The sequence below is a fragment of the Mangrovibacterium sp. genome, from assembly GCF_041596335.1.
Taxonomy (GTDB): Bacteria; Bacteroidota; Bacteroidia; order Bacteroidales; family Prolixibacteraceae; genus Mangrovibacterium.
In genome coordinates, this window is record NZ_JBFHIT010000067.1 from 1 (window position 1) to 21931 (window position 21931).

Below are 21931 nucleotides of genomic sequence, written 5' to 3' on the forward strand. Positions count from 1 at the left end.
ACCAAATCTCAACGTTTGGAACTTGAAATTTGGATCTTGTTAAGATTGCGGGAGTAGCTCAGCTGATAGAGCATTAGCCTTCCAAGCTAAGGGTCGCGGGTTTGAATCCCGTCTCCCGCTCAATTTTTAAAAAGAAACTGCGTTGCCGGGGTAGCTCAGGGGTAGAGCGCATCCTTGGTAAGGATGAGGTCGTGAGTTCAATTCTCATCCTCGGCTCAGATTAAAATTAAAATAAAATTTAAAATTCTTTTTTGTTATGGCTAAACAACATTTTAATAGGGATAAGGACCATGTGAACATTGGTACCATCGGCCACGTTGACCACGGTAAAACAACCCTTACAGCTGCTATTACTACAGTATTGGCAAAAAAAGGTCTTTCTGAAGTAAAATCATTTGCTTCTATCGACAGTGCTCCTGAAGAAAAAGAGCGTGGTATCACTATTAACACTGCTCACGTTGAGTACCAAACAGCTACTCGTCACTACGCGCACGTTGACTGTCCGGGTCACGCCGACTATGTGAAGAACATGGTAACTGGTGCTGCTCAGATGGACGGTGCTATCATCGTAGTTGCTGCGACTGATGGTCCTATGCCTCAAACACGCGAACACATCCTGTTGGCTCGTCAGGTAAACGTACCTCGTTTGGTTGTTTTCATGAACAAAGTTGACATGGTTGAAGACGAAGAATTGTTGGAATTGGTTGAAATGGAAGTACGTGAGTTGCTTTCTTTCTACAACTTCGACGGTGATAACACTCCTGTTATCCAAGGTTCTGCGTTGGGCGCTTTGAATGGCGAGCCTCAATGGGAAGAGAAAGTAATGGAATTGATGGATGCATGTGATACTTGGATTCCACTTCCTCCACGTGATATCGATAAACCATTCTTGATGCCTATCGAAGATGTATTCTCAATCACAGGTCGTGGTACCGTAGCTACTGGTCGTATCGAGACTGGTTTGGTTCACACTGGTGATGAATTACAAATCATTGGTTTGGGTGCTGAAGGTCGCAAGACTGTATGTACTGGTGTTGAGATGTTCCGTAAGATTTTGGATGATGGTCAAGCTGGTGACAACGTTGGTTTGTTGTTGCGTGGTGTTGATAAAAAAGAAATTAAGCGTGGACAAATCTTGGCTAAGCCAGGTTCAATCACTCCTCACACTAAATTCAAAGCTGAGGTTTATGTATTGAAAAAAGAAGAAGGTGGTCGTCACACACCATTCCACAACAAATACCGTCCTCAGTTCTACCTGCGTACGCTTGACGTAACTGGTGAGATTTCTTTGGAAGAAGGTCGTGAAATGGTAATGCCAGGTGATAACGTAACTATCAACGTTACCTTGATTTACCCTGTTGCATTGAACATTGGTCTTCGTTTCGCTATCCGCGAAGGTGGACGCACTGTAGGTGCCGGTCAGGTAACTGAAATCGTAGCCTAATACTTCGGTATAAAGATAAATTTGAGAGAAGTCCCGAGTCCATGGATTCGGGACTCTTTTCGGATGAAACTCGCCGGGAGTTTTTTGTTGTTTCTAAAGTAAGTTCGACTCTTACTCATCCGCACAACTAATAAAAAAAGTTAGAATGAAACTTAAACTATATTTCGAAGAGGCATACAATGAACTTGTACACAAAGTTAGTTGGCCTACTTGGAAAGAGTTGCAAAATAGTGCTTTCATCGTAATGGTTGCTTCCTTTATCATAGCACTGATTGTATTCGTAATGGATATCTCGTTTGAGAACCTTATGAACTTAGTGTACAGTTTATTTTATTAATACGATTGGAGAGTCAGAATGAGCGAACACGTAAAAAAATGGTATGTTCTTAGAGCCGTCGGAGGTAAAGAAAAGAAGGTTAAAGAGTATATCGAAAACGAAATTGCAAATGCTGGACTTCAAGAGTACATTTCGCAAGTTTTAATTCCAACGGAAAAGGTCTATCAAATACGGAACGGAAAGAAAATAAGCAAAGAGCGAAATTTTTTTCCTGGATATATTCTGATAGAAGCTGCTCTGGTAGGTGAGATTCCCCACATGTTGAAAAATATTACCAACGTGATCGGTTTCTTAGGTGACACCAAAGGAGGAGAACCTGTTCCCATGCGTATGGCAGAAGTGAATCGCATCTTAGGACGCGTTGATCAAATGGCAGAAGCGGATGCAGAGGTAAATATACCGTATGTTGTTGGTGAAACAGTGAAAGTAACTGACGGTCCTTTTAACGGCTTTAACGGAATCATTGAGGAAATCAATGAGGAGAAGAAAAAGTTGAAAGTGATGGTCAAAATTTTTGGACGAAAAACACCTTTGGAACTTAGCTTTATGCAAGTTGAAAAGGAGTAGTAAATCTTATCATTAATTATTATGGCTAAAGAAGTTGCTGGATTAATCAAATTACAAATTAAAGGGGGTGCGGCTAACCCTTCACCACCAGTTGGACCAGCATTGGGTAGCAAAGGGGTTAACATCATGCAATTCTGCAAGCAGTTTAACGGCCGTACACAAGAACTTGCTGGAAAAGTTCTGCCGGTTATTATTACTGTTTATGCAGATAAATCGTTTGATTTTGTAATTAAACAACCCCCAGTAGCCGTTCAATTGTTAGAAGTTGCCAAATTGAAATCAGGATCATCTGAACCTCATGCTAAGAAAGTAGCTAAGGTAAGTTGGGATCAGGTTAAACAAATTGCTGAAAGCAAGATGTCAGACTTGAACTGTTTCACAATGGACTCTGCTATGAAGATGGTTGCTGGCACTGCCAGAAGTATGGGTATTACTGTTGAAGGTGAATTCCCAGCTAATAACTAATTAAATTTTTTAAAATGGGCAGAATTACAAAAAATATGAAGCTTGCTCAGGAAAAACTTGAACAAGGCAAATTCTATTCGATATCAGAAGCGGCTCAGTTAGTGAAAGAAATCACTTTCAGTAAATTTGATGCTTCAGTCGATATTGATGTCCGCCTTGGAGTTGATCCTAGAAAAGCGAATCAGATGGTTAGAGGCGTTGTTTCCTTACCCCATGGAACAGGGAAAGAAGTTCGCGTATTAGCTTTGGTAACTCCGGATAAAGAAGCCGAAGCAAAAGAAGCTGGTGCAGACTACGTTGGTTTGGACGATATGATCGACAAAATCAAAGGTGGTTGGACTGATTTCGACGTTGTGATTACACAACCTCCTGTGATGGGCAAAATTGGCCCACTGGGACGTGTTCTTGGTCCACGAGGTTTAATGCCAAACCCAAAAAGCGGTACCGTGACTATGGACGTTGGCAAAGCTATCAAAGAAGTGAAGCAAGGTAAAATTGATTTTAAAGTTGATAAATTCGGAATCGTGCATACCTCAATTGGTAAAGTTTCTTTCGATCCTCAAAAGATTGAAGAAAACGCGCGGGAATTCATGAACACTATTATCAAATTGAAGCCTACAGCTGCTAAAGGTACTTATGTGAAGAGTATTTACATCTCAAGTACCATGAGTCCTGGAATTCAAGTTGAACCAAAGTCAGTTTCTGACAAGTAAAGAATTGTTGACATGAAAAGATCAGAGAAATTAGACATTATTGATAATCTGACGCAAGAGATCAATTCTTACAGCCACTTCTACTTGGCTGATGTGTCCAACTTAAATGCCGAAGCTACAAGCAGTTTACGCCGCCAGTGTTTCAGCAAACAAATTAAATTGGTTGTTGTAAAGAATACACTCTTGCGTAAAGCTCTCGAAAATTCTGAAAAGAATGCAGACGAACTTTACGACGTACTTAAAGGCAATACCTCAGTCATGTTTTGTGAAGTTGGTAGCGAACCAGCTAAACTGATCAAAGACTTCAGTAAAAAGCACAAAAAGCCCGTATTGAAGGCTGCTTTCGTTGAAGAATCAGTTTACGTAGGTGAAAACCAATTAGAGGCATTGATCTCAATCAAGTCGAAGAACGAGTTACTTGGAGAATTGATCGGATTGTTACAATCACCAATCAAAACAGTATTGGGACAATTACAATCCGGAGGCAATACAATCCACGGAATCCTTCAGACATTATCAGAAAAAGAATAATTATAGTTACATTTTATCGCATAAAAAATTAAAGAAAAATGGCAGATTTAAAAGTGCTTGCAGAAGAGTTAGTTAACTTGACTGTAAAAGAGGTTAATGAATTAGCTGACATTTTAAAATCAGAATATGGTATTGAACCTGCTGCAGCTGCTGTAGCTGTAGCTGCTGGCCCTGCTGCTGGTGGTGAAGAAGCTGCTGAAGCTGTTCAAACCGAGTTTGATGTTATCCTAAAATCAGCTGGACAATCAAAATTAGCTGTTGTAAAATTAGTTAAAGAATTGACAGGTTTAGGTCTTAAAGAAGCTAAAGAAGTAGTTGATGGTGCACCAAAAGCTATCAAAGAAAAAGTTTCTAAAGACGAAGCAGAAGCTTTGAAAAATCAATTGGTAGAAGCTGGAGCTGAAGTTGAACTTAAATAAGAGACTTAGGACCTATATTTAAGGTCTATGATGGTTTAGAGTCCCACGCCTGTGGGATTCTAAGCCTTTTTGCATATTAAGATTTTAAGTTCACTTAATTTAGTTGATACATGTCATTAAACATTGAAAACCAGAGGATTAGTTTCTCTTCTACAAAAACAGTATTTGATTATCCTGATTTCCTCGAAGTACAGATTAAATCTTTCAGGGACTTTTTTCAAATGGCAACGACGCCAGAGAACCGTAAAACTGAAGGTTTATTCAAGGTATTCGAAGAAAACTTCCCGATCACAGATACAAGAAATAATTTCGTTTTAGAATTTATCGACTATCAGGTTGATCCGCCACGCTATTCAATTGACGAGTGCATCGAAAGGGGATTAACTTTCAGTGTCCCGGTGAAGGCAAAACTTAAACTGTATTGTACCGATCCTGAACACGAAGACTTCGACACAGTTGTTCAGGACGTATATCTGGGAACAGTACCTTACATGACAGACAAAGGAACATTTGTCATTAACGGTGCTGAACGGGTTGTAGTTTCTCAGTTACACCGTTCACCTGGGGTTTTCTTCGGTCAAAGTGTACATGCAAACGGCACTAAACTTTATTCCGCACGTATTATCCCGTTCAAAGGATCGTGGATTGAGTTTGCTACTGATATCAACAGTGTGATGTTTGCATACATCGACCGTAAAAAGAAATTACCTGTGACAACTCTGTTACGGGCCATTGGTTATGAAAGCGATAAAGATATCCTGGAAATTTTCGGTCTTGCAGACGAAATTAAAGTTTCGAAAACAGGCCTTGCAAAAATCGTTGGACGTAAATTAGCTGCTCGTGTTTTGAAAACATGGGTGGAAGACTTCGTTGATGAGGATACCGGTGAAGTGGTATCGATCGAGCGTAACGAAGTATTGATCGACCGTGAAACTATTGTGGAGAAAGAGCACATTGAAGAGATAGTTGAATCGGGCGCGAAAACGATCTTGTTGCACAAGGAAGACCATAACTTGCAGGATTTCGCCATTATATACAATACACTTCAAAAAGACCCGTGTAACTCGGAAAAAGAAGCTGTATTGCACATTTATCGACAATTACGGAACGCAGAACCGCCTGATGAGGCAACAGCACGCGACGTAATCGATAAATTATTCTTCTCAGAGAAACGTTATGATCTTGGTGAAGTAGGACGTTACCGTATCAACAAAAAGCTCGGTTTGGATATTGAAATGAATGTTCAGGTCCTGACCAAAGAAGATATTATAGAAATTATCAAATATTTGATCAAGCTTGTCAATGCAAAAACAGATGTCGATGACATTGACCACTTGAGCAACCGTCGTGTACGTACTGTTGGCGAACAAATGTATAACCAATTTGGTGTTGGTTTGGCGCGGATGGCTCGTACTATTCGTGAGAGGATGAACGTTCGTGACAACGAAGTGTTTACTCCGATCGACCTGATCAATTCAAAGACATTGTCGTCGGTGATTAACTCATTCTTCGGAACAAACGCACTGTCTCAGTTTATGGACCAAACAAACCCATTGGCCGAGATGACACACAAACGCCGTATGTCTGCCTTAGGACCTGGTGGTTTGTCACGTGAGCGTGCCGGTTTCGAGGTTCGTGACGTTCACTATACACACTACGGACGTTTATGTCCGATTGAAACACCGGAAGGACCAAACATCGGTTTGATTTCTTCATTGTGTGTTTTTGCAAAAGTTACAGATCTTGGTTTTATTTCAACACCTTACCGCAAAGTTGAAAACGGACAGGTAAACTTGTCGGAAGATGGCGTAGTATACCTGACTGCTGAGGAGGAAGAAGGTAAAGTGATTGCTCAGGCAAATGCGCCGATCGATGACGATGGACACTTTGTTAACCAGCGCGTAAAGTCGCGTTTGGAAGGTGATTATCCGGTCGTTGAAAAAGAAGACGTTCAATTAATGGACGTAGGTCCTAACCAAATTGCCTCTGTTGCCGCATCATTGATTACCTTCCTGGAACATGATGATGCCAACCGTGCATTGATGGGATCGAACATGATGCGTCAAGCGGTTCCTTTGCTTCGCCCTGAAGCTCCAATTGTAGGTACAGGACTGGAGGCTAGCGCTGCACGAGATTCTCGTGTAATGGTAATGGCTGAAGGAGAGGGCGTTATCGAGTATGTGGATGCCGATGAAATTATTGTTCGCTATGACATGACTGACGATGAAAAATATGTCAGATTCGAAAACGAACTGAAGAGCTATAAGATCTCAAAATACCAAAAGACCAACCAGGGTTCAGTGCTCGACCTAAAACCGATCGTGGAAAAAGGTCAGCGTGTAGTCAAAGGTCAAATTATGACCGAAGGATACGCAACCGAAGGCGGCGAATTGGCATTGGGACGAAACCTGAAAGTGGCTTTTATGCCATGGCAGGGGTACAACTACGAGGATGCGATTGTTATTTCAGAACGTATCGTCCGTGAAGATGTATTCACATCAATCCACGTTGATGAATATGCATTGGAAGTGCGTGACACCAAACGAGGGGTTGAAGAATTTACGTCAGACATCCCGAACGTGAGCGAAGAAGCGACTCGTAACCTTGATGAAAACGGATTGATCCGTGTTGGAGCCGTGGTTAAGCCAGGTGATATCCTGATTGGGAAAATTACACCAAAAGGGGAATCTGATCCTTCGCCGGAAGAAAAACTACTTCGGGCTATCTTCGGTGACAAAGCGGGTGACGTAAAAGATGCTTCATTGAAAGCTTCTCCTTCGTTGAATGGTGTGGTTATCGATAAGAAACTCTTCTCACGTGTTGTGAAGGACAAAAAAGGTAAAATGGCCACCAAGCCGTTACTTGACCAAATTGATGAGGAATTGGATCGTCAGTTGAGTGGTTTGCGTGCTCGTTTAGAAGATAAATTGTTTAACCTGGTAAACGGTAAAACAAGCCAGGGTGTGAAAGATTATTACGGTGGCGAGTTAATTGCTAAAGGAGTAAAATTCACACTTAAGCAACTTCAGGAAATCGATTTCTTGACTGTAAATCCAGGAAAGTGGACAACAGACAAGGATAAAAACGACATGATTTGCGCGCTGGTGCAAAATTTCATTCAGAAATACAAGGAATACGAAGCAGTTGCCCGTCGCAAGCGCTACAACGTTACCATTGGTGACGAACTTCCTGCAGGTATCATTCAGTTGGCTAAAGTCTATATCGCTAAAAAACGTAAGCTGCAAATTGGTGATAAAATGGCTGGTCGTCACGGAAACAAAGGTATCGTTTCACGTATTGTACGCGATGAAGATATGCCTTTCCTTGCCGATGGAACGCCTGTAGACATTGTACTGAATCCACTTGGGGTGCCTTCGAGGATGAACCTTGGACAGATTTACGAAACTGTTTTAGGATGGGCCGGAAAAGAATTAGGATTGAAATTTGCCACACCTATTTTCGATGGTGCTAGTCTGGAAGAAGTTACTTCATATACTGATAAAGCAGGAGTTCCTGCATTTGGTAAAACCTATCTGCATGATGGTGAAACCGGTGAGCGTTTCGACCAGCCTGCCACTGTTGGTATTATTTATATGCTGAAACTGGGACACATGGTTGAAGACAAAATGCACGCCCGTTCAATCGGACCATACTCACTGATTACGCAACAACCATTGGGTGGTAAAGCTCAATTCGGTGGTCAGCGTTTTGGAGAGATGGAGGTTTGGGCTCTCGAGGCATTTGGTGCTTCTCACATCCTGCAAGAAATCCTGACTGTGAAATCTGACGATGTACTAGGTCGCGCTAAAGCTTACGAGGCAATCGTTAAAGGCGAGCCTATGCCACAAGCCGGAATTCCTGAGTCACTGAACGTATTGCTCCACGAATTACGTGGTTTAGGTTTAAGTGTAACTCTGGATTGATGACAACGGAACACTTCGGTGTTCCTCTTAATTAATTTGATCATAAAGACATCGATATATGGCTTTCAGAAAAGATAATAAAGTAAAAAGCAGTTTTTCCAAGATCGCAATCAGTCTTGCTTCTCCGGAGGAAGTTCTGGAACGTTCTCATGGTGAAGTATTGAAGCCGGAAACAATCAACTACAGAACTTATAAACCGGAACGTGACGGTTTGTTTTGTGAGCGGATTTTCGGGCCGGTAAAAGACTACGAATGCCATTGCGGAAAATACAAACGCATTCGCTATAAAGGTATCGTTTGTGACCGTTGTGGTGTTGAAGTTACCGAGAAGAAAGTGCGTCGTGAACGGATGGGGCACATTTCTCTGGTTGTTCCGGTTGCACACATCTGGTACTTCAAATCGTTGCCGAACAAAATTGGTTACCTGCTGGGATTGCCAACAAAAAAATTGGATACCATTATTTATTACGAACGTTACGTCGTAATTCAAGCGGGTGTTAAAGCTCAGGATGGTATCAAGAATCTGGATTTCTTGACAGAAGAAGAATATCTGGACATATTGGACACGCTACCAAAAGAAAACCAGTACCTGGATGACGACGATCCAAACAAGTTCATCGCAAAAATGGGAGCCGAGGCTCTCTATCAATTACTCGAACGTATTGAACTTGATGACCTTTCGTACGACCTGCGTCACCGCGCCAGCACCGAAACATCACAGCAACGTAAAAACGAAGCATTGAAACGTTTGCAGGTTGTTGAAGCTTTCCGTGCCAGCAAGAACATCAACCGCCCTGAGTGGATGATTGTCAAGGTTGTACCGGTTATTCCACCTGATTTACGTCCGCTAGTGCCGTTAGATGGTGGTCGTTTCGCGACTTCAGACTTAAATGACTTGTATCGTCGTGTAATAATCCGTAACAACCGTCTGAAACGTTTGATCGAAATCAAAGCACCTGAGGTAATCTTGCGTAACGAAAAACGTATGCTTCAGGAGGCTGTCGATTCATTATTCGATAACTCACGTAAATCCAACGCAGTAAAAACGGAAAACAACCGTGCCTTGAAATCACTGTCTGACAGTTTGAAAGGTAAACAAGGTCGTTTCCGTCAAAACTTGCTCGGTAAACGTGTTGACTACTCTGCTCGTTCTGTAATCGTCGTAGGACCAACTCTTTCATTGCATGAATGTGGTCTGCCGAAGGACATGGCAGCAGAGCTTTTCAAACCATTCATCATTCGTAAACTCATTGAGCGTGGGATTGTAAAGACAGTAAAATCAGCTAAAAAAATTGTTGACCGCAAAGATCCTGTTGTTTGGGATATTTTGGAAAATGTATTGAAAGGACATCCGGTGATGTTGAACCGGGCGCCCACACTGCACCGATTGTCAATTCAGGCATTCCAGCCGGTTTTGATCGAAGGGAAAGCCATCCGTCTGCACCCGTTGGTATGTACCGGTTTCAACGCCGACTTCGATGGTGACCAGATGGCGGTACACGTACCTCTTGGTAACGCAGCTGTTTTGGAAGCTCAATTGTTGATGTTGGCTTCTCAGAACTTGCTGAACCCGGCTAACGGCGCTCCGATTACAGTACCTTCTCAAGATATGGTTTTAGGACTATACTACATGACCAAACATCGTGAAGGTGCACGTGGTGAAGGAATGACGTTCTATTCTCCCGAAGAAGTTATCATTGCTTACAATGAAGGACGTTTGGAGAAACACTCTATCATAAAAGTAAAAGTCGAAGACGTTGACGACAATGGTGAATACTTCAAACACATCGTTGAAACAACAGTAGGTCGTGTTCTTTTCAACCAGGTAGTACCTCGAAAAGCAGGTTACATAAACGAACTTTTGACTAAAAAGTCGTTACGTAATATTATCTCTGAAATCTTCAAGAAAACAGGCAACGCAACAACGGTTCGTTTCTTGGATGACATTAAAGAATTGGGTTATAAAGCAGCCTACCATGGTGGTCTGTCTTTCAACTTAAGTGATGTCGTTATCCCCGAGGATAAGAAAGTGATCGTTGAAGACGGATACAATGAAGTTGAAGAAGTAATGAGTAACTATAACATGGGTTTCATTACTAACAACGAACGTTACAACCAGGTAATCGATATTTGGACACATGCTAACGCCAAGTTGACAAACTCGGTGATGAAAACGTTGAGCACCGACAGACAAGGTTTCAACTCTGTTTATATGATGCTTGACTCCGGAGCTCGTGGTTCGAAGGAACAGATTCGTCAGTTGTGTGGTATGAGGGGATTGATGGCTAAGCCTCAGAAATCTGGCTCTACCGGTTCTCAAATTATTGAAAACCCGATTTTAGCAAACTTTAAAGAAGGACTTTCGGTACTTGAGTACTTTATTTCAACCCACGGTGCTCGTAAAGGTTTGGCGGATACGGCGTTGAAGACAGCTGATGCCGGATACTTGACACGTCGTTTGGTTGATGTGGCTCAAGACGTCATTATTGCTGACGAAGACTGTGGAACATTGCGTGGTTTGATCGCTACGGCCGTTAAAAATAACGAAGAAGTTGTTTCATCACTCTTTGAACGAATTATTGGTCGTTCGTCAGTTCACGATATTTTCCACCCATTGACCGGCGATTTGATTATTCGCACTGGTGAATTGATTACGGAAGAAATAGCGAAGAAAATTGAAGATTCGCCTATTGAAAGCGTTGAAATCCGTTCTGTATTGACATGTGAAGCGAAAACAGGTGTTTGTAGTAAGTGCTACGGACGTAACCTGGCAACAGCCAATCTTTCGCGTCGTGGTGAAGCCGTTGGTGTTATTGCAGCACAGTCGATTGGTGAACCTGGAACACAGTTGACTCTGCGTACGTTCCACGTGGGGGGTATCGCCGGTAACATATCTTCTCAGTCAATGGTTGAGTCGCGTTACGATGGTATTGCTGAAATCGAAGAACTGCGTACCGTTGAAACGATCGATGAATTGGGTAAGAAAGTATTTGTCGTAGTTGGGCGTTTGGCTGAATTGCGTATTATCGATAAGAACACCCGTATTTCATTGTCAACGCATACCATTCCTTATGGTTCTAAACTTTACATCGAAAACGGTGCAGAAGTAACAAAAGGACAAAAGCTTTGTGAATGGGACCCATATAATGGTGTAATCATTTCAGAGTATAATGGTAAGATTTCGTTTGAGAACCTCATTGAAGGGATTACTTTCCGTGAAGAATCAGATGAGCAAACCGGCTTCAAAGAGAAAGTTGTAATTGAAACGCGCGATAAAACCAAGAACCCGTCACTTCGGATTCTGGATGATAAAGGCGAAGTGATTCGTTCATATAACTTACCGGTAGGAGGTCACATCTCTGTTGACGAAGGAGAATTGGTGAAAGCAGGAAAAGTACTAGCCAAGATTCCACGTGCTTCAGGTAAAGCGGGTGATATCACCGGTGGTCTTCCACGTGTAACTGAATTGTTCGAAGCTCGTAACCCGTCTAACCCAGCTGTTGTATCGGAAATCGATGGTGAGATCTCTCTGGGTAAAATTAAACGTGGTAACCGCGAGATTATCGTTACATCGAAGAGCGGAGAAGTTAAGAAATATTTGGTGCCATTATCAAAACAGATTTTGGTTCAGGAAAACGACTATATCAAAGCAGGGATTTCATTATCTGATGGTGCGATAACACCGTCTGACATTCTTGGTATCAAAGGACCAACTGCCGTTCAAGAGTATATTTTGAATGAGGTACAGGACGTATACCGGATGCAGGGTGTGAAAATCAACGACAAGCACTTCGAGGTTATTATTCGCCAGATGATGCGTAAAGTTGAGATCGATGATGCTGGTGATACTCGTTTCCTTGAAAAACAAGTTGTTGACAAAAACGAGTTCCTGCACGAAAATGACTGGATTTACAACAAGAAAGTCGTTCTGGATCCGGGTGATTCGGATTTGAGAGCAGGGATGATTATTACAGCTCGTCGCCTTCGTGATGAAAATTCATCACTGCGCCGTCGCGATAAAAAGTTGATTGAATCCCGTGAAGCTATTCCGGCAACATCAAGTCAAATTTTGCAAGGTATCACTCGTGCTGCACTGCAAACAAGAAGCTGGTTGTCTGCTGCATCCTTCCAGGAAACAACAAAAGTATTGAACGAAGCTGCTATTCAAGGTAAAGTTGACTATTTGGACGGTCTGAAAGAGAATGTGATCTGTGGTCACTTAATTCCTGCCGGTACTGGTCTGAAAGAATACAAAAACCTGGTGGTCGGTTCTCGCGAGGAATACGATCGGATGGTTGATATTAAAGAAGCAGAGCACGTAAACCGTGAAGACTAATTATGGAAGAGCAAAAACAAAAAAATCAGTTGAATATTGAATTAAGTGAAGAAGTTGCTCAGGGAATATACTCAAACCTGGCGATCATCACCCATTCAACTTCCGAATTTGTACTCGATTTTGTTCGTATTATGCCCGGTATACCGAAAGCGAATGTGAAATCTCGAGTCATTTTAACTCCGGAGCATGCCAAAAGGCTTTTGATGGCTTTGGAAGATAACGTGAAGAAGTTTGAGAAAATGAATGGTCCAATCAATGTTCCTGGAGGTCATAATCCAGTGATGCCACCGATGACCTTTGGGGGTCCAACTGCTGAAGCCTGATTTTTTGAGCTTATAATATTTAAAGCCGTTCCTGATTTAAGGGACGGCTTTTTTCGTTCTGTTACCTTCATTGGTTCGCGATTCGAAGTAGGTTTTTAACCACGTATTGGTAACACTTTTAGGTCTGATAATTGGCTGTTGCATTCCCCTGGCGATAATGTTTTGAGCACAGAAACCCAATGTTCTGGAAATACCAAACATTACGGTGTAGAATTCATAATGGGTCATTCCATAGTGGTAAAGCAATGAGCCAGATATCGCGTCGACATTTGGCCATGGGTTGGATATTTTACCGTCTTTGTAGTCTTTCAGAATTGGAGGGACGATCTCGTATAACTTTTTCACCGTTTGCAGGTACGGAGACTCACTACAATATTGATCTCCAAACTTCATGAACGCGCTGAAGCGAGGATCGGTGACCCGCAAAACAGCATGTCCATATCCCGGAATTATTTTTCCGGCATCTAGTGTGGCCATCACGAAATTCCTGACTGCATCGATACTTGGTTTATTGCCCAATGCATCGTGAATCTCAGTGATGAAGTGCAAACATTCCTGATTAGCCAATCCATGCAGCGGACCTGCTAATCCGTTTAACCCGGCAGAGGTTGCATAGTAGATATTGGAGAGAGCTGAATTTACGATTCTCGAAGTGAAAGCACTTACATTACCACCCTCGTGGTCGCAATGTAACACCAGGTATAAGCGGTTTAAATCGGCAAAAGAGGGATTGTGTCTATTAAACCCTAGTCGAAATGTGAAGTTATCAGTGAGGTTTAGATCCTGCGTTGAATCGATAATGTCGCCATTCATGAATAATAGGCGGTAGATTCCGGCTGCCAGAACCGGTAGTTTAGCAATTAAGTTTAGCGAGTCTTCTAAAGTATATAGCCAGTATTCATCCTTATTTACGCCTTCTTCAAATTTCTTCTTGAATACCGATTCACCTTCCATTGCCAGAATCCCCATACTAAACATTGTCATTGGATGTATGTTTTTCGGGAGGGAACGGAGCATGGACCAAACAAATTCGGGAATCGTGGCGCGTTGAGCGAGTTCAGTGTTCAATTCGTCCAACTCACTGGGATCAGGGAAGGTTCCTGTAACCAGAAGGAAGAAAATTTCTTCCGGTGTTTTATCTTGAAAATCAGGAATCTCGTAACCGGAAATAAATAATCCTTTATATGGATCGACAAAGGAAGTATTGCAAACGAGGCTTGTCATCCCTCGCATTCCTCCCAGCAAATTTTTCAGCGTGATTTCACCGACTATGTCATCCGAATGTTCCTGATATATTTCCTGTAATTCATTGTTCAGTATTTTTATTCGCTGACTAACTTTTGCCACTAGCTTTTCCATAATCGTTATTTTTAGTTTCCAGGCCCAATACTGAAGGGAAATAGTTCTATCGTTGATTTATAATTCAAAATTTGGGCGATGTCACTCGTTTGTTCTGCGTTTTAGAAGTTAAAAAGTGAAACACCTCTCCACAGTTAACGTGGAAAGGTGTTACTCAAGATTAATGATGCCCTTCGAATTTGAAGGATAATTTCAACTTTGTTCGGTATTGCAGTTTGCCGTCAACAACGTGGATATCCATAGCGACCACCTCGGCAATACGTATGTCGCGAAGCGTTTCATTTGCTTTAGAAATTGCACTTGCTGCTGCTTTTTCCCATGATTCACTACTGGTTCCAACCAACTCAATAACTTTATAAACACTGTTTGTCATAATTTGCTCCTTTCTTTTGTGATGTTAATTGTATTTACCGAATAGTCGCGTATTCTGTTACATTTCGGTAGCTGTTTGACAATAGATTTACCATAGAAGAACAGCAAAGGAACAGCGGGAATGCCTTAAATAAGGCTGTTGGATTGATTAATTCGATCAGGCTAGTTTTTGGGAAGAACCAAATAATGTCATGTTCAGTGTACGTTTGAACCGAGATTTTCAGGATGATAGTATGACGTTTTTTTAAGACCAGATCTTCCTCATCACTAATCAGAGTCGAAATGTCTGAGGAGGGGGATCGATTGGTGAGACCCGTCAAAATCAACTGGAGTGATGATACTAACCAACATTTACCCGTTTGCAGAAGTAGAAATTGATTCTACAATGAATATTGAGTTTAGATTTCGATTTACCACGACCAGTTTTTCCATCCGGAAAATCTGCAAAAACAAAACCCCTTTCAGTCCAGTACCGAAAGAGGTTCATAAATCACTTATTTTAACCAATATATACTGTTAATTCAGATACATCAATGATAGTAGCTCTTTGTGGAAAAGAGGTTTTAAATCGCGAACGATCCTTGCCGATTTTTGATTTCCGTCAGTCGCTTCTTCTTTTTTCGACATGTAATAATGGAAAGAAAAATCAATTAATTTATCAATTTGCCGATCCTTGCCAGGGTGGATAAATTGCAACATTTTGGTGCACTTCTCTAGACCTTGATATAAGGTCTTATCTTCCTTATCAGTACGGGATACCATAGCAACCAATTGGTGTACTTTTCGAAAGAGCGTTGTAAATTCTGCTAAGTTTACCCCTTGATCATTTACTCCCCTTCGTACATTCATATTTTTCATGGCGCGTATTTTAAATTAAATTTCGCTTAACAATTATTTAACAAATATATTAACAACAAGGCAGTTGCTCAAAATGATTTACGATGTTTAAAAATATACTTTACAAACGTTTAGAAATGCCAAAGGGAAACAGACTATCGTGGTAGTTTTCGATATCGAATACTGCGTATATCATCGCAAAATTCGTTTTTCTGACCAGCACTATTTTTATTTCGGGATTTTAGCGGTTTATATCAGGCTTTAAATACTCGAATCTGAAAATTAATAGTGCGGCGTTCGATTTTTTCTAATATCGATATAATTGTAAAAATAATGGATAGCATTTATGCCGTTGTATTCATTGGTTTAGATCCTATTTTAAAGCTCATTTTCGTATAATCATTTTAAATTACTGCCGACGACAAGGTACTTGAACGTTTTTGACGGAATGTCAGTCACGATTAAGTGACAGTCTTATAGTGTTGTATGAGAAGTGTGTTGTTTTAGTCTTATTGTTTTTTATTTTTTTACACATTGCTTTAGGCTCCTAAAATTCGAGTTGGTATCAAATCCTTGAAAACTTTAAAGGCTTTGGTTATATTTGCTAGCCTTGCATTAAAACCTAGTAAAATCCCGGAAAGAAATTGCTCAGTGCAGTTAAATCCAGGATTGAAAAAATATAACCGATAAACTAATTTTAAATGAAAGCTTATAAAGTGATTGTGCTTGCCAAACAAGTTCCGGATACCCGGAATGTTGGCAAAGACGCTATGAAGGCTGACGGAACTATTAATCGCGCGGCCCTTCCGGCGATTTTTAACCCAGAAGATTTAAACGCCCTCGAACAAGCGCTCCGCATCAAAGAAACTTTTCCGGGAACTACAGTAACCATCCTCACGATGGGGCCCGGGCGAGCAGCTGAAATTATTCGTGAAGGAATGTTTCGGGGGGCTGATGACGGAATTCTTCTAACCGATCGTGCATTTGCCGGTTCCGACACGCTGGCAACTTCCTATGCCATTTCTCAGGCATTGAAAAAAGTAAAAGACTACGACATTATTGTTGCCGGGCGCCAAGCAATTGATGGTGATACAGCACAAGTTGGACCACAGGTAGCCGAAAAGCTTGGGCTTCCACAAATAACCTATGTGGAGGAAGTAAATAAAATCGAGAATGGGAAAATTTTCCTGAAACGAAGACTCGAAAGAGGAGTGGAGCAGGTTAGCTGTCCGATACCAATGGTGATGACTGTAAACGGATCGGCTCCGGATTGCAGGGCGCGCAATGCTAAACTGATCATGAAATATAAACATGCTAAAACAGTTACTGAGTTGCAGAACTCGAACGAAGACTATTTGCATCTTTATAACGATCGTCCGTATCTAAATATTCCTGAATGGACAGTTAATGAAATTGACGTTGATCATGCTGAACTGGGTTTAAGTGGTTCTCCTACCAAAGTGAAAACAGTGGAGAATGTAGTGCTTCAGGCCAAAGATGCCAAAGTAATTTCAGCATTGGACAATGAAATAGATAGTCTGATGCGCGAATTGATTGAAAGTCATACGATCGGTTAACCAAGGAGGAGAAAAAATAATGAACAATATAGTCGTTTATTGCGAAATAGAAGATGGTCAGGTGGCCGAAGTGAGCCAGGAATTGATGACCAAAGGACGCAGTCTGGCCAACGAATTAAAATGTAAACTCGAAGTTCTTGCAATTGGACATGAGTTAAATGGAGTTGAAAATCAGATCTTCCCATATGGAGTAGATACAGTTTATGTGGCCGATGATGCGCGGTTGGCACCTTATACCACCTTACCACATACAGCCATTATTGTTAAGCTTTTTACCGAGCAGAAACCGCAGATTGCACTCATGGGAGCATCCTCCATTGGGCGCGATTTAGGGCCTCGCGTTTCGTCGGCGTTGCACAGTGGATTAACAGCCGACTGCACCAGCCTGGTCATTGGAGATCATGAAGACAAAAAGCAGGGGAAAACCTATAAAGATTTACTTTATCAAATTCGCCCAGCATTTGGAGGCAATATTATTGCTACAATCATTAACCCCGATTGTCGCCCACAGATGGCAACGGTTCGCGAAGGGGTGATGAAGAAAGAGATTCTTGACCCGAAATACAAAGGAAAATTGGTGAAACTGGATGTCTCTAAATATGTATCGGAATCCGATTTTGCCGTGGAGATTATCGAACGTCACATGGAAAAGAGCAAGGTGAATATGAAAGGTGCTCCAATCGTAATTGCTGGCGGATATGGAATGGGATCGAAAGAGAACTTTCAACTGTTATATGATTTAGCTGAAGTTTTAGGTGGCGAAGTTGGAGCATCGCGTGCTGCAGTTGATGCAGGATACGTAGATCACGAACGCCAAATTGGTCAAACCGGGGTAACCGTCCGGCCGAAACTCTACATTGCCTGCGGAATCTCAGGACAAATTCAACATCGTGCCGGGATGGAAGAATCGGCACAAATTATTGCCATTAATACTGATCCGGAAGCGCCGATCAACGCCATTGCCGACTATGTGATTACAGGCGATGTAGCTGATGTGATCCCGAAAATGATCAAGTATTATAAGAGTAATACCAAGTAATCAACCTTAAACTTATTGTAATGGCTAATTTTTATATCGATAATAAAGAATTGAGATTCCAACTGAACCATCCATTAATGGAGAAAATTGTTCGTTTGAAGGAAAGGAATTTCACTGAAAAAGGAAAATTTGACTTCGCTCCGATGGATCATGAGGATGCGATGGACAACTTCGATAAAGTACTGGAAGTAGTTGGCGAAATTTGCGGCGACATTATCGGCCCAAACGCGGAGTCAATTGATGCAGAAGGGCCGCAGGTGGTAGATGGTCACGTGATTTATGCCCGTGGTACTTCTGAAAACATTGATGCGTTGAACAAAGCTGGTTTGATGGGAATGTCTCTTCCTCGTCAGTATGGTGGTTTGAACTTTCCAATTGTACCTTATATTATGGCTGCCGATATTGTCTCTCGTGCTGATGCCGGTTTTGTAAATATATGGGGTCTGCAGGATTGTGCCGAAACGATCAATGAGTTTGCTTCCGAAGAACAAAAGGAAAAATACTTGACTCGTGTCTGTCAGGGCGACACCATGGCAATGGACCTCACTGAACCTGATGCCGGATCCGACTTGCAAGCTGTTCAGTTGAAAGCTGTCTACGACGAAAAATCGGGTAAATGGATACTGAATGGGGTGAAGCGATTCATCACAAACGGGGACGGACACATTTCGTTGGTGTTGGCTCGTTCGGAGCCGGGAACAAAAGATGGTCGCGGGTTATCGATGTTCATCTACGACAAAAATGATGGTGGCGTAACCGTTCGCCGGATCGAGCATAAGATGGGTATTATCGGATCACCCACTTGTGAGCTGGTGTTTAAAGATGCACCAGCGGAATTGGTTGGTGCGCGAAAAATGGGTTTGATTAAATACGTAATGGCCCTTATGAATGGTGCCCGTTTGGGAATCGCTGCACAATCAGTAGGTGTTTCTGAAGCTGCTTATCGCGAAGCTTTAGCATATGCCAAAGAACGAATGCAGTTCGGAAAAGCGATCATGCGGTTCCCGGCGGTATATGAAATGTTGGCTACCATGAAAGCCAAATTGGATGCATCGCGCACTTTATTGTATGAAACAGCCCGATTTGTGGATATGTATAAAACGTATATGCATATTTCAGAAGAACGCAAGTTGGAGAAAGACGAACGCGATGAGATGAAGAAATATCAAAAGCTGGCCGATTTCTACACTCCGCTAAGCAAGGGAACTTCTTCTGAATTCTGCAACCAATTGGCCTATGACGCGGTTCAGATTCATGGTGGTTCCGGTTTTATGAAAGATTATCCGGTTGAGCGAATCTACCGCGATGCACGAATTACTTCAATTTACGAAGGAACAACGCAGTTGCAGGTGGTTGCCGCTATTCGCGGGGTAACAACCGGAGCTTATCTGGAACAGATTAGGGTTTACGAGGCGGAGAAAGTTTCTCCGGAGCTGGAGCATTTGCGTCGCCAGCTGATTATTTTAACCGATGAGTACGAGCAAGCAGTAAATAAAGTGTTAGCGGTTGATGATACAGAATTTGTTGATTTCCATGCTCGAAGGTTAGTCGAAATGGCAGGATATATTATTATGAGTTACCTATTGTTGCTCGATAGTAACCGCGATCAGATCTTCATGAAGTCAGCCAAAAACTTTTTGCGTTTGGCAAAAGCTCAGGTTAGAGCCCACGCCGAGTTCATCCGCACTTCAGAATTGAGCGATTTGGGAACCTATAAGTATGAGATGGAATAGTTTTCAAAATTGATGTTAACCAGTCTTGAATAATCTGTAACGCGATTTCAGGACTAGACTAGTATAAAACAAAAGAGGCTTCTCGTATGAGAGGCCTCTTTCGTTTTATACATGGGTTTCAACTTATAACTATCGGCTAGACTTGTTCTTCAGCTTTACGTCCATTAGTTCGCGTGCCAGTTTTTGTTCTCGAATCAAAGCATTCTTACGATGATTTTCAAGTTCTTCCTGAATTTCGGCCAATCGTTTTTTAGTTCCTTTTACAACGGAATGGCCTCTTTTAAATAAGGACAATAAAATGACAGATAAGGCAACTAAGCAGATGACTAATCCCCACATAATACTATTATAAGCTTCCTTGGATACAGATATTCCAATAAAACTCATACTATTCTGGGTCTTTTTAGTGTCATCAAGTTCTTTAGCCAGATTCTCAACCGTTGTATTCTGCTCTGCTATTTTGTTATTGAGCGTGTCGATCTCTTGCTGGTGCTTGCCAACCTGATCGGTATAAAACTTCATGCTGTCGAGAGCATTTTGTTTTAACGAATTATAGCTGGTCATTTTCATCACCTTGTATTCTTCAAATCGATTCGATCGATTATACAAATGATCAAATTGCCCTTCAATAGTTAAGGTATCATAAGCAGCTTCTATTGCCCCTCCCTGGGCAAAACAGATTGCCGGCAACGCTGAAATTAATAGGATAGTGATAGTTCTTTTGAATCTTTGTTTCATTTTTGTTTTTTATGGATTGAATTTTGAGCTTTATCCCTCGACTCAAAATAATTGCTGCGACAAATTAGCCATTTTAATTAAATATGGTAACGTATTTCTCCTCTTTTTATTATCGTATCGGACGGTATTGGTAATTAATTAGCTGAATGTTAGTTAATTTGTGTCGTAATGTTTCATCGCTAACTTTTGGGTGTTTAATTCCAATTTTTTAGAATGACTATTTCTGAAGCGAGTTGGGAGGTTTCTTCAGTCTCAATCGATTTTTTGTCTGATTGTTTTTTTGCTTCCACTTTACCTCTGGATGTTTAGGCCGAGTTTATTCAATTGGTAAAATAGTGGCTGACATATTTACTCGGTTCTGCATATTTATTTGTAGTCTGAAGCAGACAAAAAAGGTGGGGAACAGCAGAATTTGGCATGATTTGGTGTGTACGAGGGAGGGGACTACGATTTTATTATAGGCGGTTCTGTACATGCAGGCGTAACTTGAAATTGATTTTGCTGATCTGTTTTTTCGAAGTCATGGGATTGGGTGTTTTAAGTTGAAAAAAAAATATTAGGTGTAAGTGGTTGGTTAATAATGGATCTGCATTTTGGTGTATAGGGGAGCGTCAAAAATATTTCTAAAATATGTTGCAGAACAAAAAAAGGGATCTATATTTGCACCCGCTTTGAGAGACAACGGTGCTACACCGGAAAGCTGAAAGCCACGTTCTGTAAGCGTTTCGGGGAGAAATCTTCGAGCTGTCAGATACAAAAAACAACAAAACGTTCACTGAAAAAGAAAGGATGAGATGAAACTTTTTGGGTGTTATATCCCGTAAGAGTTTAAGCGTCCTAATCTGAAATGCGATCATGGCAAGGCACTCGAAAAAAAAATATCTGATTTAGTTTGGAGAAATAAAAAGAGTGATTAACTTTGCCGCCCCGAAGACAGAAAGATGTTTCATCCGAAGTTTAAGGGAAACAAAAAAGATCGTTCATTACATGTTTTAGTAGGATCGGAAGAGCTTTAAAGATTGAAGCTACGGAAGAGGCTGCGGGGAGGATGTAGTAAAAGATACAGGAACAAAAAAAAAGTTCATTGACAAGATTGAAAAGGTAGAAAGATAAGGAAGATACGCTATCAAAAAAACGAGTTTTATTTAAAGAGCTAGACAAGATTAACAATTTTATTTACAACGAAGAGTTTGATCCTGGCTCAGGATGAACGCTAGC

Annotated in this window: 17 protein-coding genes and 2 tRNA genes; 15 read left to right on the forward strand and 4 right to left on the reverse strand. The window is 41.4% G+C overall.

What is annotated here, in order from left to right; translation table 11 throughout:
- The first annotated feature begins 47 nt into the window (after positions 1–47).
- The 12 genes from ABZD21_RS17310 (at position 48) to ABZD21_RS17365 (ending at position 13058) form a co-directional block, all read left to right on the forward strand.
- A tRNA-Gly gene (locus ABZD21_RS17310) sits at positions 48–120 on the forward strand.
- Between the two features lie 24 nt (positions 121–144).
- Positions 145–216 (forward strand) — tRNA-Thr (locus ABZD21_RS17315).
- Between the two features lie 40 nt (positions 217–256).
- On the forward strand, positions 257–1444 hold the full coding sequence (gene tuf / locus ABZD21_RS17320) for an elongation factor Tu (RefSeq protein ID WP_372776375.1): 1188 nt from the start codon (positions 257–259) through the stop codon (positions 1442–1444).
- Between the two features lie 145 nt (positions 1445–1589).
- Positions 1590–1781, forward strand: coding sequence for a preprotein translocase subunit SecE (gene secE, locus ABZD21_RS17325; RefSeq protein WP_372776376.1), 192 nt, complete (start codon positions 1590–1592; stop codon positions 1779–1781).
- Between the two features lie 18 nt (positions 1782–1799).
- The gene (gene nusG, locus ABZD21_RS17330; protein ID WP_372776377.1) at positions 1800–2348 is read left to right on the forward strand and encodes a transcription termination/antitermination protein NusG; all 549 of its coding nucleotides are present in this window, start codon (positions 1800–1802) and stop codon (positions 2346–2348) included.
- Between the two features lie 21 nt (positions 2349–2369).
- On the forward strand, positions 2370–2813 hold the full coding sequence (gene rplK, locus ABZD21_RS17335; RefSeq protein WP_372776378.1) for a 50S ribosomal protein L11: 444 nt from the start codon (positions 2370–2372) through the stop codon (positions 2811–2813).
- Positions 2814–2836: 23 nt separating this feature from the next.
- A complete protein-coding gene (gene rplA, locus ABZD21_RS17340) occupies positions 2837–3526 on the forward strand; it encodes a 50S ribosomal protein L1 (RefSeq protein WP_372776392.1) in 690 nt (229 codons plus the stop codon).
- Between the two features lie 12 nt (positions 3527–3538).
- Entirely contained in the window at positions 3539–4057 is a 519-nt protein-coding gene (gene rplJ / locus ABZD21_RS17345) for a 50S ribosomal protein L10 (protein ID WP_372776379.1), read from the forward strand.
- A 38-nt stretch (positions 4058–4095) separates the two neighbouring features.
- On the forward strand, positions 4096–4476 hold the full coding sequence (gene rplL / locus ABZD21_RS17350; RefSeq protein WP_372776380.1) for a 50S ribosomal protein L7/L12: 381 nt from the start codon (positions 4096–4098) through the stop codon (positions 4474–4476).
- A gap of 110 nt (positions 4477–4586) precedes the next feature.
- Entirely contained in the window at positions 4587–8399 is a 3813-nt protein-coding gene (rpoB, locus tag ABZD21_RS17355; RefSeq protein ID WP_372776381.1) for a DNA-directed RNA polymerase subunit beta, read from the forward strand.
- A 58-nt stretch (positions 8400–8457) separates the two neighbouring features.
- On the forward strand, positions 8458–12735 hold the full coding sequence (rpoC, locus tag ABZD21_RS17360) for a DNA-directed RNA polymerase subunit beta' (RefSeq protein WP_372776382.1): 4278 nt from the start codon (positions 8458–8460) through the stop codon (positions 12733–12735).
- Positions 12736–12737: 2 nt separating this feature from the next.
- A complete protein-coding gene (locus tag ABZD21_RS17365; protein ID WP_372776384.1) occupies positions 12738–13058 on the forward strand; it encodes a DUF3467 domain-containing protein in 321 nt (106 codons plus the stop codon).
- Between the two features lie 36 nt (positions 13059–13094).
- Here ABZD21_RS17365 and ABZD21_RS17370 read toward each other — a convergent pair whose 3' ends face one another.
- The 3 genes from ABZD21_RS17370 to ABZD21_RS17380 form a co-directional block, all read right to left on the reverse strand.
- Positions 13095–14417 carry a citrate (Si)-synthase gene (locus tag ABZD21_RS17370; RefSeq protein WP_372776385.1) on the reverse strand — a complete coding sequence of 441 codons (1323 nt, stop codon included), beginning with the start codon at positions 14415–14417 and terminating at the stop codon, positions 13095–13097.
- A 160-nt stretch (positions 14418–14577) separates the two neighbouring features.
- Positions 14578–14790 carry a dodecin family protein gene (locus tag ABZD21_RS17375; RefSeq protein WP_372776386.1) on the reverse strand — a complete coding sequence of 71 codons (213 nt, stop codon included), beginning with the start codon at positions 14788–14790 and terminating at the stop codon, positions 14578–14580.
- 515 nt (positions 14791–15305) lie between these two features.
- Positions 15306–15647, reverse strand: a complete 342-nt coding sequence (locus ABZD21_RS17380; protein ID WP_372776387.1) for a hypothetical protein — start codon at positions 15645–15647, stop codon at positions 15306–15308.
- 680 nt (positions 15648–16327) lie between these two features.
- Here ABZD21_RS17380 and ABZD21_RS17385 point away from each other — a divergent pair.
- The 3 genes from ABZD21_RS17385 to ABZD21_RS17395 are packed head-to-tail and all read left to right on the forward strand — an operon-like array spanning position 16328 to position 19975.
- Positions 16328–17203, forward strand: a complete 876-nt coding sequence (locus ABZD21_RS17385; protein WP_372776388.1) for an electron transfer flavoprotein beta subunit/FixA family protein — start codon at positions 16328–16330, stop codon at positions 17201–17203.
- 19 nt (positions 17204–17222) lie between these two features.
- Positions 17223–18242 carry an electron transfer flavoprotein subunit alpha/FixB family protein gene (locus ABZD21_RS17390; protein ID WP_372776389.1) on the forward strand — a complete coding sequence of 340 codons (1020 nt, stop codon included), beginning with the start codon at positions 17223–17225 and terminating at the stop codon, positions 18240–18242.
- A 20-nt stretch (positions 18243–18262) separates the two neighbouring features.
- Positions 18263–19975, forward strand: coding sequence for an acyl-CoA dehydrogenase family protein (locus ABZD21_RS17395; protein ID WP_372776390.1), 1713 nt, complete (start codon positions 18263–18265; stop codon positions 19973–19975).
- A gap of 129 nt (positions 19976–20104) precedes the next feature.
- On the opposite strand, the gene ABZD21_RS17400 is transcribed toward ABZD21_RS17395, so the two are convergent.
- Complete coding sequence (locus tag ABZD21_RS17400) at positions 20105–20713, reverse strand: hypothetical protein (RefSeq protein ID WP_372776391.1); 609 nt, start codon at positions 20711–20713, stop codon at positions 20105–20107.
- Positions 20714–21931 lie beyond the last annotated feature (1218 nt).

What these genes read in the sequence shown, in the direction of transcription:
- tuf (WP_372776375.1), top strand. Translation starts at nt 257, where the DNA reads ATGGCTAAACAACATTTTAATAGGGATAAGGACCATGTGAACATTGGT.
- secE (WP_372776376.1), top strand. Translation starts at nt 1,590, where the DNA reads ATGAAACTTAAACTATATTTCGAAGAGGCATACAATGAACTTGTACAC.
- nusG (WP_372776377.1), top strand. Translation starts at nt 1,800, where the DNA reads ATGAGCGAACACGTAAAAAAATGGTATGTTCTTAGAGCCGTCGGAGGT.
- rplK (WP_372776378.1), top strand. Translation starts at nt 2,370, where the DNA reads ATGGCTAAAGAAGTTGCTGGATTAATCAAATTACAAATTAAAGGGGGT.
- rplJ (WP_372776379.1), top strand. Translation starts at nt 3,539, where the DNA reads ATGAAAAGATCAGAGAAATTAGACATTATTGATAATCTGACGCAAGAG.
- rplL (WP_372776380.1), top strand. Translation starts at nt 4,096, where the DNA reads ATGGCAGATTTAAAAGTGCTTGCAGAAGAGTTAGTTAACTTGACTGTA.
- rpoB (WP_372776381.1), top strand. Translation starts at nt 4,587, where the DNA reads ATGTCATTAAACATTGAAAACCAGAGGATTAGTTTCTCTTCTACAAAA.
- rpoC (WP_372776382.1), top strand. Translation starts at nt 8,458, where the DNA reads ATGGCTTTCAGAAAAGATAATAAAGTAAAAAGCAGTTTTTCCAAGATC.
- ABZD21_RS17365 (WP_372776384.1), top strand. Translation starts at nt 12,738, where the DNA reads ATGGAAGAGCAAAAACAAAAAAATCAGTTGAATATTGAATTAAGTGAA.
- ABZD21_RS17370 (WP_372776385.1), bottom strand. Translation starts at nt 14,417, where the DNA reads ATGGAAAAGCTAGTGGCAAAAGTTAGTCAGCGAATAAAAATACTGAAC.
- ABZD21_RS17375 (WP_372776386.1), bottom strand. Translation starts at nt 14,790, where the DNA reads ATGACAAACAGTGTTTATAAAGTTATTGAGTTGGTTGGAACCAGTAGT.
- ABZD21_RS17380 (WP_372776387.1), bottom strand. Translation starts at nt 15,647, where the DNA reads ATGAAAAATATGAATGTACGAAGGGGAGTAAATGATCAAGGGGTAAAC.
- ABZD21_RS17385 (WP_372776388.1), top strand. Translation starts at nt 16,328, where the DNA reads ATGAAAGCTTATAAAGTGATTGTGCTTGCCAAACAAGTTCCGGATACC.
- ABZD21_RS17390 (WP_372776389.1), top strand. Translation starts at nt 17,223, where the DNA reads ATGAACAATATAGTCGTTTATTGCGAAATAGAAGATGGTCAGGTGGCC.
- ABZD21_RS17395 (WP_372776390.1), top strand. Translation starts at nt 18,263, where the DNA reads ATGGCTAATTTTTATATCGATAATAAAGAATTGAGATTCCAACTGAAC.
- ABZD21_RS17400 (WP_372776391.1), bottom strand. Translation starts at nt 20,713, where the DNA reads ATGAAACAAAGATTCAAAAGAACTATCACTATCCTATTAATTTCAGCG.